This is a genomic window from Synechococcus sp. CS-1328 (genome assembly GCF_025128095.1).
In the GTDB taxonomy this organism is placed as follows: Bacteria; Cyanobacteriota; Cyanobacteriia; order PCC-6307; family Cyanobiaceae; genus CBW1002.
Genome location: NZ_JAHLYT010000056.1, coordinates 18,402 through 31,379 on the forward strand (window position 1 = coordinate 18,402; position 12,978 = coordinate 31,379).

General features: G+C 64.2%; 6 protein-coding genes. 4 read left to right on the top strand and 2 right to left on the bottom strand.

Features of this window, described 5'->3' with window-relative positions:
- Nucleotides 1–230: 230 nt before the first annotated feature.
- On the bottom strand, nt 231–2,768 hold the full coding sequence (locus KQ310_RS10420; RefSeq protein ID WP_259721685.1) for a UvrD-helicase domain-containing protein: 2,538 nt from the start codon (nt 2,766–2,768) through the stop codon (nt 231–233).
- Entirely contained in the window at nt 2,765–9,322 is a 6,558-nt protein-coding gene (locus tag KQ310_RS10425; protein WP_259721686.1) for a DEAD/DEAH box helicase, read from the bottom strand. Before KQ310_RS10425 ends, KQ310_RS10420 begins: the two co-directional genes overlap by 4 nt.
- A gap of 174 nt (nt 9,323–9,496) precedes the next feature.
- Between KQ310_RS10425 and KQ310_RS10430 the strand changes: the two genes are divergently transcribed.
- The 4 genes from KQ310_RS10430 to KQ310_RS10445 all read left to right on the top strand — a co-directional run bounded on the left by KQ310_RS10430 (nt 9,497) and on the right by KQ310_RS10445 (nt 12,877).
- On the top strand, nt 9,497–9,793 hold the full coding sequence (locus tag KQ310_RS10430) for a type II toxin-antitoxin system HigB family toxin (protein ID WP_259721687.1): 297 nt from the start codon (nt 9,497–9,499) through the stop codon (nt 9,791–9,793).
- On the top strand, nt 9,790–10,263 hold the full coding sequence (locus KQ310_RS10435) for a type II toxin-antitoxin system HigA family antitoxin (RefSeq protein ID WP_259721688.1): 474 nt from the start codon (nt 9,790–9,792) through the stop codon (nt 10,261–10,263). The genes KQ310_RS10430 and KQ310_RS10435 overlap by 4 nt, the downstream gene beginning before the upstream one ends.
- Nucleotides 10,264–10,532: 269 nt before the next feature.
- A complete protein-coding gene (locus KQ310_RS10440; RefSeq protein ID WP_259721689.1) occupies nt 10,533–12,005 on the top strand; it encodes a TerB family tellurite resistance protein in 1,473 nt (490 codons plus the stop codon).
- The gene (locus KQ310_RS10445) at nt 12,002–12,877 is read left to right on the top strand and encodes a hypothetical protein (RefSeq protein WP_259721690.1); all 876 of its coding nucleotides are present in this window, start codon (nt 12,002–12,004) and stop codon (nt 12,875–12,877) included. Before KQ310_RS10440 ends, KQ310_RS10445 begins: the two co-directional genes overlap by 4 nt.
- The last annotated feature ends 101 nt before the right edge of the window (nt 12,878–12,978 follow it).

Genomic DNA, 12,978 nt, shown 5'->3' on the forward strand with positions numbered 1-12,978 from the left:
CCGCTACGGCTGGCGGTTGCGCCCGGTGCCTTGGATCGTTACGCCCCCCTACCCCTGGCCGCGGCTTCCTGCTGGCCGTGTCCGCTGCCCTGGGGCGTCAGGCGCAGCTCATGGGGGTCAGACACTTTCTAGATGGCCCAGAAGAGGATCTCGAAGAGAAACTCTGAATAGGAGACCCTTGGCAGGCTCAATGCTGTGGGGAGGCAATCAGCTCTTATCAGCTCAATAACTTAATCCAGCTCGCCGGCCTGGACCTTCTTCCGGATCCTTCTCAGCAACCCCCGGATCTCCTCTTCTCCGCCACCAAAGCCCCCGGAGTGCCGGTCTGCCCTCGCCTTGAAGAAGAGGGCGCAGCGCAGCTGGGTGAGGGTCTCAGCGCTGCTTGGGTTGTTAGCAAGGTCGGCGCAGGCTTCGAAGGAACCAGCCACCTCGTAACCATTGATCGTGTGGGCAAACACCACCCAGTCGTAGAGGTCCCCGTCAGGATCAGGAATTCGGTTGAGCGTGAGCAGATGGTTGTTCACTCGCCCATCGAGTGCCTCGTGTCCCCTTGCGAAGTCCCTGTCGAAGTCGGCCCTGCCTGGCGACAGGAAAGATGATGGCTTGCCGCTGTAGGTCACAACCACCCTCTTCTTGGCTCGGGTGGCAGCGACATGCAGAAGCGATCGCTCCTGCTGTTCGAACAGCTCACGCGAGACCTGATCCGGACGACGGTTCAGCTCCACCCTGTAGGGCATCTGGTCGGCCGTGAGCTCGGGGATGAAGACCTGGTCAAACTCCAGCCCTTTGACGCGATGCATGGTGGCCAAACGCAGGGCCGGATCGCTGGGGTCATCGGCCTCATTGGCCTCAATCAGACGAACGAGGAACCCGGCCTTCTCCAGGCCCTTGGCGACCCGGTCGCGGGCCTTCTTGGTGCGCAGGGTGACGCAGGTGGAGGCAAGGTTGCCATCGCCTTGGCAGAGCTGACTGAGGGCGTCCTGTAGGAAGCGCTGTTCGTCGGCCGGGTCGTCGAAACCTCGGAGCACCGGCTTCTCGCCGTGGAGCAGCGAGCGGTAATCGCTGGTGGAGTCGTTGCCTCCATCAAGGTCGTCAAAGTCGACCCCCTCCAAGACAGCAGTGGCCCAGGCGCGGGTCTCTTCGGTGGTGCGGTAGTTGATCCGCAGCTTGCGGGAGCGGCCGCGCACATCAATGCCGCAACGTCCGAGCACGATCGGCTTGCCGTAGATGCGCTGATGGGGATCGCCCACGATGAACAGGTCGTTGGGATGGGGCTCGCCGGCCAAAACCCGGATCAGGGAGAACGAGGCGACATCGAGGTCCTGGGCCTCATCCACCACCACCGCCACGTAGCGCCCCCCCTGGCCGGCATTGCGCAGCAGATCCGCCGCTGCGGTTTTGGCCTCTTCCGGTTCCCAGAGCCCGCGCTGGCGGAACTCAGCCCGCAGGGCATCGAACACCGGCCAGATCAGGGCCCGCTGCTGCTTGCTCAAGCGGGTGCCGCGTCCGATCCTCCGGGCTGCCAGGTAGTCGTCACGGGAGCGGCAGCCATTGGCCAGCACCACGTCTTTCCACTCCTCCCGGTAGAAGCGCTCCTCCAGGCCCAGGGCGGGGTCAGCCACATCCATGGCGAGGCTCCAGCAGGCATCACGCGCTTCTTCGTTGAAGACCCGTACCTGGAGACCCTGATTTTTGAGGAAGGTCATCACCCAGCCATCGAGGTGGATGACTTCGATGCGCCTGAGTTCTTCAAGGCTGCAGATCTTGGCGAGGTTGCTGCGGATGTCGGTGGCGAGGTTGCGGGTGAACGTGGTGAACAGCACCTGGCCCGGGGCACCGGAGGCGAGTAACCGGTTGGCCAGCCAGCGGGCGCGATGCATGGCCACGACCGTCTTGCCTGTGCCGGCGCCGCCCAGAACCCTCACCGGGCCGTTCCAGTCGCGATTCACCAGTCGTCGCTGGCTGGGATGCAGGAACACCCGCCACTGCTCCAGCGGCGCCGAGAGCATGGCCTCCAGCTCGTCGTCGTCGGTGATGACGAGAAACTCCGCCTGGCTTTCGGGTGTGGCCAACGCCGTGGCCACATCCTCGGGATCGATGTGAGCGGGCCGCTGGCGCTCCAGCTCCTCGATCACCGCCTCGATGGGCTTTCCCTCAGCCAGCAGGATCAGACCATCGACGCAATCCTGCGGCACCCATTCGATCAGCCGCGCCAGGGCCTCCTCGCTCTGGACAGCACGAACGGCCGGCAGCAGTGCCTCGGGAACGCCGAGCAGCATGAGCTGGTCATCCCCGCAGTGGGCAAACAGGGAAACCGCCTCTGCTGTGGGTTGACGCTCCGGGAGGGTGACGTCGCTGGGGGCTGCGGTGATCCCTTTGGTGCCGGCCGTTGCGCTCGCATCCCCCACGGCGGTCTCGGCCGCCTCGACATCGACGATCTGCAAAGCGCCAGACACGCGGTTCACATGGCAGGTCTTGCGCCGCGCCCAGTTGTAGGCGTCATCGTGCTTATCGATCCAGAGCAGCACGAAGGTGTCTCCCTGCTCGGGCGCCCGCAAGATGCAGCGGATGTCCTGATCGACCCGGATCGAGCGGATCAAGGGATCCTTGCCGCCCTCGATGCGCTCGTAGTTGAGGCCAGGGCTACGCGGATTGTCGCGGAACTTGGAGACGAACGCCGCCACCTTGCCGCGAGCCTTCTCCGGCAACTGGTTGAGGGCCTTGAGGAAGCCAGTGGAGAGGGCAACGGTGATGCGGGGTTCGCTCATCGGGAGAGGGGGACGGGGCAGGACTGAAGGCGTTCGATCAAGGCGCTGGCCGTCGCATCGGGTGGGTCCTCCGCCAGCCAGCATTGCCAGCCCGCGGCATCAAAAGCTGGTTGGTCGCCTGACTCCAGCACCAAGGCCAGGCGCTGTTGAGGCCAGGCCAGATCGGCCATCGGCCCAGCAACGTCTCCCCTGGCTCCTTCCAGCTCGTAGCCGAGATCCGGGAAGGGGATCTTCTCTTGCAGGAGCAGATCCCGCAGTTTCTCGAGAACGGGCCTTGATGCAGGTTCGGCCAGGTCGAGAGCCTGATCCCATTGGCGCTGCAGCTCGGGGTTGCTGGCTGTGGCTGCTCCCCTGCCATTGGCTCCCGCCAATCCAGCCACCCACACGGTGGGGGGATCCACGGCGGCGCTCTGTTCCGCCCCTGACCAGCCTGGGGTGGACAGGAGGAAATGGGGCAGGAACTGGAAGAGGTTGCCCTGACGCAGCCATTCCTGCCAGCTGCTCTGCTGCTGCTGGTCTGAGCTGGCGAGTTCCGGGTCGTAGTGGATGGAGCGAAAGCTTGCGGCAGGATGCCGGCTGCCATGGCGCGCCTGCTCCAGCAGGTTGAGTGCACTCAGGCCAGGGGCAATGGCCAGAACCTGGCCCAGCCGACGACCGGGCTCTGGGCCCTGCCACTCGTCCACGTGATCCTCCAACGCCTGATCGGCGATGGCCGCCTTGATCTCGGTTCCATCGAGCGCCATAGCACTGCCCTGGGACAGGCAGAACAGCTGTGCCAGCCCCTGCCACAGGCTCTCCGATGGGTTGGCCAGATAGGCCATCAGCAGCTGCAGGCTGTTGGCTGCCTGTACCTCGCGGGGCATCAGCAGGGGCGGCTGAGGGAGGGACTGGAGCAGCGCCTCTGGCCACCACCTTTCAGTGAACTTCTCCGGGCTGGTGGCGAAGGCCGGCACCACCCCGACCGCCAAGCCATTGGGCTCCAGCGGGGTCTGGGCGCTGGGTAGCTTCTCGACCACGTCGGACCAACTCAGCGACCACACCAGATAGCGGCCGCTGCGCTGCAGGGCCATGCGTTGGCGGGCGTCATCGGCGAGGCGGCCGTGGTGGAATTCCCAGCCATCGGTGTAGATGGCGATCGGCTTGCCCCCTGCGGTGGGGGTGAGCAGGAAGTCGGCGCGGGAGAACTCCGCCACGCCCTCGCCCTCACCCAGGGGCACCTGCTGCTCCAACTTCCAGGTGGTGGCCGCCGGCCCGCTACCGATCTTGAGGAGATAGCCGATGCGGCCATGGATCACGTCCTTCTTGAGCACCACCGGCACGCCATCCGGGGCACCCTTACCGGTGCGCAGAGCCTCGAGGAAGCGGAGCTCGAGTTCGCTTTCGGCTCGACTGTTGATCGTGATCTCTGAAAGGCTGCGATCGGTGGCCTGCAGGTCATCCCAGCGGCGCAGGATCGCCTGCAGCTGCTCGATAGCGCGGCGCTTGCTGGTGCGCTCGCGATCGAAGCGCTGGCGGTACATGAAGATGCAGCGGTAGCAGCCGTCGCTGCAGGGGCAGGACTGCAGGGCCGCGAGCGAGCTCTGGAACACCTCGCGCAGATCCTTGCCGCCCTGCTCCATCAACTGGCGCACGTAGCCGGTGCCGCCGGGAACTGAATCAAAGAGGTAGAGGAAGGTTTTGCGCTGCTGGCTGCCGGGCTGGGGTTCTTCACCAAGGGCAGAGCGCAGGTGGTCCACCTTGCCGCCGAAACGATGGCGCAGGCCAAGGTGCAACGCGCCCACGAAGGAGGGCTGGCCCTCGTCATCCCAGAAGCTGGCACCGGGCAAGAGGAAACGCACCGCCTCGGAGCTGAACTCCCGGTACATGAACAGGAGATTGCGGAGCTGAGCGCTGTCGGGCTGGTCACGGGACTTGCAGGCCCAGGTGTGGTTCGAGGCCTTGGCGGGGCCACGTTGCACCTTGCCGCAGCTGCGGCAGAGCTCAAACCCCCTGACCCGGAGGGGTTTGCCGGCGATGTTGTGCGTCGCCCCGATGGGTGTGAGCTCCCCGAAGTTGATCTCGCGGAAGGTGGTGCTGGCCAGGTACTCGGCGCCAAAGGGAAAGTCTTCGTCGTCCACGGCCAGGGAGATCTCGCGGCGGGACAGGTCGGGAAGGATCAGCAGTTCGCGGTGGAAGAAGAGTGGATTCCGCTCGTCGGTGTCGTCCCCGAAGCGGCTGCGGGCATCTTCCGTGGTGGCCTGCACCTGGCGCAGGCGGGCCATCTCCTTGACCTGACCGTGGTCGGCGTAGCCGCTGTGGCCACAGCGAGGGCACTCCTTGCGGTTGTAGTCGTCGTCGGTTTCGCGGCAGGCGAAGGAACAGGAGGGGCAGAACCGCCAGTGCTCCGGCTTGTTGAGGTTGGGATCGATCTGATCCACCTTCACCCGCCTGCCCTGGGCATAGAACTGGCCGTCGGGAACCAATTCGCGGATCGCGACGTTGGCCGGCCGCTCGTAGCTGAGGGTCGGCAGCTCCTCGGTGCGCCTGGGGCCACCGCCACGAGCGGGCAAGCGTCGCCAGAGCACTGACTTCAGCGTCACGCCGGCTTCAGGGAAGGCGTAGTTGGGCAGGAAGCCCTCGTCGGTGAGCATGGCCAGCAGTGGCCGGCCATCGAGGTCCTTGCGCAGCTGGTTGTAGGCGATCTGTTCGCGCCGGATGGCGTCTTTGTCTTCCCGCTGCTGCTCCAGCAGGGATTGCTCGGGAATGGCGGCGAGCTTGTTGAACCGCTCGCGCAGTTTGGTGGCCTCACTGCGCAGGCGCTTGCGCTCGGCGATCAGCTCCTCGAGCCGCCCGATCAGGCCCCTGGCGTAGGGCGCAGCGAAGGCACCGGCCTGGCCGGCATCAGGGGAGCTGAGGAAGTAGGCGCGCAACTCCTGGCGGCTTGGCTCCTGCAGCTGTTCATCGAAAAGCGCCAGGAAGCGATCAAGCAAGTCGGTCTGTTCGGTGCTGCACCAGCGCAGCCAGCTGTAAGGGAAGGCGTCTGGGATGGTGGCCTCCTTGCCGGCCCGCTCCACGGCATCGAGCACGGGCTTGAGCTTGCGGGGCAAGGCTTCCGCCGCGATGCCGCTCTGCACCCAGCGATCGATCGTGTAGGCCAGCAGCTGGCGTTTGAGGATCGCGGCAGCGTCGAGATAGCAGCCGGGGGGGCTCACCTGCCCCTGCAGCATCTCGCGGGGGTCGGAGAAGAAGTAGAGGTCGTGGGCGGTGCCAGTGACGACAGTGCCGACCATGGCATTGCCATCGCGGCGGCCGGCGCGGCCGATCCTCTGCAGGTAGTTGGCGGGCTCGGGAGGTACCGAGGCCAGCAGCACGGTGGAAAGATCGCCGATGTTGATGCCCATCTCCAGGGTGGAGGTGGCCGAGAGCAGGTTGGGATCGCTGCGGTACTTGCCTCGGATGAACTGGGTTTCCAGCCGCTCGCGGTCGGGGCGCTCCAGCAGACCGGTGTGCTCGCGGGCCACGATCCGATGCACTTCTCCGCGCTCGTAGAGGCGGCGGTAAAGCGGCAGGCCAGCGCGGGGATCGCGCCGGTAGTGGCCTGGGCATTGGCGCACCAGGCAGGGCATGCCTTCCCACACGGGCAGCTGCTCGGCGAGAACGCTTTCCCCATCGCCACAGCAATCGCAGCGGACCAGCTGGGGTTGGGCGGCGACCAGCAGAACCTGGCGCGGAATCGCCCAGATGTGCTCACCCCTGGGGCCGGAGAACTCCTGCAGCAGGCCGGCTTCTGTGAGGGCGCCAACGATGGACTGGAGCGCCTCTTTCTGCTGCTCGACGTCGAGGGGTTGGCTGGTCTCCAGCGTGCGTGCCAACCAGTGCTGGCTCCAGGTGGGTCGGCCCTTCTCGCGCACCAGCTGCTGGAAGCTGCCCTTGCCCCTGTAGCTGGTGAGAAAGATCGGTCGGGTGGAGGAGCCACCGAACCTTGGGGTATGCAGGATCTGGTTGAACTTGAAGGTGTTCTCCGCTCCGCTGCTGAGGTACTCAGATCCTTTGCCATCAAGCCCCACCAGCTCGGGAACGGCGATGGCGCCGCGCTGGCGCAGGTGATGCAGCAGCCCCACCACCAGCTGCTGCAGCTGGGGGATGCGGACGTTGCGCAGCGGTTCCACCTCGTTCTGCAGGCGGGTGAGCAGGGGTGGCAGCAGGTTCTGGATGCGGGCCGGATCCACACCAGCGGTCAGGGAGCCGGCCTGCTCCACGGAGGAGCCGAGGCGGGAGCGGTAGCCGAATTCGGCGGCCACCTCCCAGCGCAGCCGCTCACAGACGGTTCGCACCAGGAAGCTGTCGGTGCCGAGGGCCGGTATGTCCTGGTGCTGGAGGTCATCCCATTCCCGCAGCCACTCCAGTTCAGCCGGCAGGAAGGTGGCGGCGAAATCCACCGGATTCGGCAGTTTCTGCTGCCAACGACTGATCAGCTGGTCTTGCAGCTGATCAAGGAACAGAGGTCCGGTTTCCTGCAGGGTGCCGGTGAGAGCCGTGCGGAAGGAGGTGCGATAGGCGCGAGCAGCGATGAAGCCGGCGCGATGGGCGGCATCCTGCACCGAATCGGAAAAGGCCAGCAGCTTCTTGTCGCCGTTGAAGGCGGAGGCAAACAGCGCGGCGCTCCAGGTGCTGGTGAGGCTGGCGGCCGATGTTCCCACCAGCAGCAGGCCCTGCTGGGCGTTGCAGTAGGGGCAGTCGCGGCTGATGCGGGGATGGTTGTGCTGATCGAGATAGCCGCACTCGGGCATATCGACCAGCAGCAGCTCGCGGCTCTGGCAGTTGGGGCACACCTCCTTGAGGTCTTTCGGCGCGTGGATCGAGAGGCAGTCAGTACAGAGCACCTTGAGGCTGGACTCTTCGGGGGAGGCCTCTTGGGGAGAAGCGGCGGCAGGCTGGAAGGGTCGCTGAGGGAAGAGGTAGCGAACCTCCGGTTGACCGGAGAAGTAGGCCTTGTAGAACGCCCGCAGGTTGCCGGCACGATCGAGGCGATGGCTGCCCTGGTTCAGCAGGGTGGAGGTCCAGGCGGTGGCACCGCAATCCCGGCAGTGCACCACCGGCAGATGGGCACCGCTCTCCTTGCCGGCCAGGTCGTCGGAGTGAACCAGCTGGGGCTCGGCCTCCACCGAAGCCACCATGCGCTTGAGCTCCCGCAGCCATAGCTGCACCCGCAGGTTGAGCCAGGGCACCACGACGGGCGTGCCGTCGAGTTTGTCGGTGGTGCGGCGGGCATGGGCAAGCAGGGCCAGCAGGCTTTCAAGCAGCAGCACCCTGTAACGCAGGGGATAGCGATCCCCGAGGCCGAGCTGCCGGGAGAAACGCTCCAGCAGCTCCTCGGTGGAACAGGTGGCCGCGGCCTGGCGCACCAGGTTGTGAACCGCCGGCAGGGTGCCGAGCCGCAGACCCAGATCAAGGCGCCAACCCTGATCAGCCACGTCATCGCCTGGCGCTGGTGGCAGGGTGTCGCCTAACCAGATCTCCGCCTGCTTCTGGATGTACGCCTCGGCGCTGGTGGCGTGCTCTGGATCCAAGGCCTCCATCGCATCGAGTCCAGGCAGGGGTAGGGCGAAGAGGCCCTCCTCGCCAAAGGCCGTATGGACGGTGAAGAACTCTTCAGGGCTGAGCCGTTCTTCTTCGATCAACGACTCCGGATCGAAGCGGCTGGCAAAGATCTGCCCGGCGTAGTCGCGCATCGCGCCCCGCGATTCGGGGCCACCCAGGGTGGCGGAGGTGCCGACGCACACCAGCTCCTCACCGGGGCAGTGGAGCCGATCGCGCAGACGGCGGATCAGGCAGGCGAGATCGGTGCCCTGGGCCCCGTCGAAGGTGTGGAACTCGTCCACCACCAGATAGCGCAGAACGCTGGTTCCATCCGGCAGCTGGCCGTTGTGCTCCCAGAGGCTCTGCACATGGGGCTGCAGCAGCAGGTAGTCGAGCTGCTTGTAGTTGGTGAGCAGAATGTCGGGCGGAGCCTTGTGCAGGGCGTCCTTGTCGGTGATCACGCTGGTGGCACTCATCGCCGCCGTTGGCGCGTCGTCGGAGGCGCCGATGTAAAGGCCGGCCCGCAGGCCGGCCAGGGCGGGAATGGTGTGGATCAGATCGGCGATGCGGCGCGCCTGGTCGGTGGCCAGGGCATTCATCGGGTAGATCAGGATCGCCTTGATGCCCCTCTGCCCCTGGGTGTGCTGCAGGCGGCAATGTTCCAGCAGCGGGAGCAGGAAGCACTCGGTTTTGCCCGAACCGGTGCCGGTAGCCACCAGGGTGTTGCGGGGCGTGCCAGGCAACAGCCGATCAAAGGCCTTCTCCTGGTGCCGGTAGGGGGGGAACGGCAACGGGATCTGGGGGAACCAATCGCGCCCAGAGCCCTGGTGGAAGGGCAGTGCCACCGACACGTAGGGCCCCTTCAGCAGCCGCTCACGATCGGCGAGGAAGCGATCGATCAGCCCCGCGAAGCCCGGCGTGGTGGGGTGAAAGGCGGTGCGAATCGCATCGCAGGCCACCTGCTCCAGTTCGCTGGCAACAACGGAGGGAAGCAAGTTGCGGGGCCGTGCGGCAGAAGCAGGCTAAGCGAGATCGCTGGTCTGCCAAGCGGTTTGAACCATTCAGCCACTGCTTAGCGGCCCCGCCTGCACGACCGGCGCTGCGAGACGACCCAAGGCCTGGACGAACCAGCCTGTTGCTCCCATAATGGGAGGACACTGCCTTGCGACGTGCGCATCATCGCCAAGCGGACGCTCGTGCAGTTCTGGGAATCAGGCCATGGCGATGCCGAACAACCCCTCAAGGCATGGCATGCCGTCGCCAAGGCGGCCAGCTGGAGCGAACCTGCCGAGATCAAGGCGATGTTCTCATCGGCAAGCTTTCTGGCCAACAACCGGGTGGTGTTCAACATCAGCGGCAACAAGTATCGACTGATTGCCAAAGTTGAATACCGCCTGAAGGCGATTTACATCCGCTTCATCGGCACCCATGCCGACTACGACAAGCTTGACGCTTCCACGCTATGACCTCCACACTCCGCCCCATCCAACCCATTCGCACCGAGGCCGACTACGAGAGCGCCCTTCGTGAGATCGATCTCTGCCTGGATGCCGACGAGGGGAGTCCCGAGTTCGAAAGATTGGAAGTTCTTTCGATCCTGGTTGACGACTACGAGGCAAAGCACCATGACATTGGGCCGCCCGACCCCATTGCCGCAATTCAGTTCGCCCTTGAGCAACGTGGCCTAACCCGAAAAGACCTTGGGGACGTGATCGGCAGCAGTGGACGTATTTCCGAGGTGATGAACAAGCAGCGCCCGCTGACGCTGGCCATGATCCGGAAGCTCATTGCCAAGTTTGACATTCCCGCAGCGGTCCTCGTACGCAGCTCGGAAGCCCCATCTGCAAAGGAAATCAGCACGAATGTGAGCCCAAGAGGGCAGTCGCATACTGGGCATCGAACCAATCGGCCTAAGACTGGAGTTGCAGCAGTCTGATCTGACGCAGGTTTGTTCAACAGCTGGCGAACCGTGAGCGTCATAGACAACGCGCCATTGCCTCCTTGAATAAACAACGAGCTAATTCACTCCACAGAAGAACTGGTTCATGATATTCCTATAAGTTGTGTGGCATCGACCAGCCCGCAGCAGGCTTGACGGTGGCGCGCTATCGAGACATAGCTGTGAATGGCCGAGCCGAATCTCCAAGCGAAAGCGACCAATTGAACGGGATTGCGAGTAGAAAGAGTTCAGCTATCCCACCCCCCTTGGACGACTCCACCCCAGATGCCGTCGGTGGAGGCGGCTATGACCCAGAGGCGATCAAGTCTGGGATCCTGCAGGAAATCGCTGATCTGAAGCAAACCGTCCAATCCTTCGGGGTCCAGGCGATCAAGGACGGCACCTGGTTCAACAAGTTCCTCAATAGCTGCCTGGGCAGCTACGAGCGCAAGGTGATGGAGCAGGGCGGGGCCGCCTACCTCCAGGGCAAGTACCCCGGGCTGCCCATTGACGCGGTTGCCGGCAAGCTCTGCGAACTGGCAGAGAAAAACGCAGCCATTGCCGGTGGGCTTTCGGGAGCCGCGGCCAGTTCAGTCGCGCTCTCCGCAGGGGCGTCCCTGCCTGCTGCGATCTCGGCTGTGATGGCCGAAGTGCTGTACACCGTGCGCCTCCAGTTGCGGCTGGCCTTCGACTTGCATCTTCTCCACGGCATCCCCATGGATGCCGATGATCCGGAGGATCTGATCAGGCTTTTCGCCGTGGTCTATGGAGTGAAAGTCGCTGAGGTGGGAGGTCTGGGCGTCAAGGCTTTGGGTCCGGAGGTTGCACGGGCCCAGCTGTTTCGCCTGATCCATGGCAACACCAAGGTGATCCAGGGCGCGGCGAGATCGGTGCTTGGCCCACGGATCGCCAAGCAGGTGACCCAGAAGGCGATGATCAAGGCTGCTGTGCCGATTGTGGGCGTCGGGATTTCAGCCGGCTGGAACTACACCACCACCCGGATGATTGGAACCCGCGTGCGGCATGGCGTACGGGTGTCGGCGGCGTTGCGGGAAGAAACCAGACGACTGCAGGGGCAGATCGGCCGCAATGAACAGGCAGAGGTGGCGGTGCTGGAGGGCCTGATGGCCTTGGCCCTGGCCGACAGAAACTTCGATGACAAGGAACGGGAGGTGTACCTCACCTTCCTCAAGCAGCTGGCCTTGCCGGGAGAGGAGCTTCAGCGGCTGGCAGAGCAAGTGGATACGGATCTCGACGCGGTCTGCACGGCCTTGCGTTCGATTCAGGAGGCCGCCAACCGGGAATCGGTAGCGCGTGTTTTTTGCCTGATCACCGCTGCCGATGGCGAGCTACAGACCGCTGAGCAGGAGGTGCTGGCTCGGCTGCTGGAGGCCCTCGGCCAGGAGCAGCTTCTGGAGGAGCAGCCCGCCTTGGCCAAGCGGTTCCGCCGGGAGGATGGCGCGTTCGATCAGGCGCTTTTCGCCGCAGGAGATGTGGCCAATCGGGCGGGGGCCAAGGTAGGAGAAGCTCTTGGCTGGGCCGGCAAGCTGTTCAACAAAGACAAGCCGGCGGAGTCGGACGGCTCAGCCGTGGTTTTCGAGACAACGGTGGAGGAAAAAACCAATGAGGTGATCCTGGCCGGGATGGAGAGGCTCACCCAGCGGTGTGCGGCTGGTGAGCTGAGCCAGGATGAGTACAAGGTTCAGTTCGCGGTGCTGGTGGAGCAGCTGAAGACATGAAATACGAACAGATCACCAAGCTCTCGATCAAGAGCCACCCCGAGCTCACTGAGCGATGGGTGCAGGACCGCATTGCTGAAAACCCTCAGATCCTTGGGCTGGGGGATGTGGTGCTCAAGGACAAGGAGCGCATCCATCCGAGGGCCGGCCGACTGGATCTGCTCCTCCAGGACGCGGAGGCCAGCCACCGCTACGAGGTGGAGGTGCAGCTGGGCAAGACGGATGAATCCCACATCGTCCGCACCATCGAATACTGGGACATCGAGCGCAAGCGTTATCCCCAGTACGAGCACACGGCGGTGATCGTGGCGGAAGAGATCACGTCCAGATTCCTGAATGTGATTTCCCTGTTCAACGGCACCATCCCCCTGATCGCGATCCAGATGAGCGCAGTACAGCTCGCTGACACGGTTTCGCTGCTGTTCACCACAGTGCTGGATGAAGCCCGCTTCGGGTTGGTGGACGAGGACGAGGAGGTGCAGGAGGTGACCGATCGCGCCTATTGGGAGACGCGGGGTTCGAAGGCCACCGTGGCCATGGCCGATGAGGTGCTCAAGCTGGTTGCGGAGTTCGCTCCTGGCCTGGAGCTGAAGTACAACAAGTTCTATATCGGCTTGGCCACCAACGGGCAGCCCAACAACTTCGTGCAGTTCAGGCCGCAGAAGAACGCCTTGCGGGTGGATGTTCGCTTGCCACAATCCCAGGAGACAGAAGCCACTATCGAGGCCTCGGGGTTGGATGTGATGGACTACGACAAGCGCTGGGGACGCTATCGTCTGCGACTCAACAAGGGAGAAGTGGGAAAGTTCGCCGAAGTTCTGAGTGCGCTTGCCAAGCAGGCCTTTGTGGGGGCTGGAAAGGGTATTGAATGATCTCCCACCAAGTGTCGGTCTTAAGCATGTGCTTTTGCTCAACAACCAATATACTCTTTCGTCGGCGAAGGAGTCGAAGAATGAGTGTAGCAAGTTCGAGG

What these genes read in the sequence shown, in the direction of transcription:
- KQ310_RS10435 (WP_259721688.1), top strand. Translation starts at nt 9,790, where the DNA reads ATGACCTCCACACTCCGCCCCATCCAACCCATTCGCACCGAGGCCGAC.
- KQ310_RS10445 (WP_259721690.1), top strand. Translation starts at nt 12,002, where the DNA reads ATGAAATACGAACAGATCACCAAGCTCTCGATCAAGAGCCACCCCGAG.
- KQ310_RS10420 (WP_259721685.1), bottom strand. Translation starts at nt 2,768, where the DNA reads ATGAGCGAACCCCGCATCACCGTTGCCCTCTCCACTGGCTTCCTCAAG.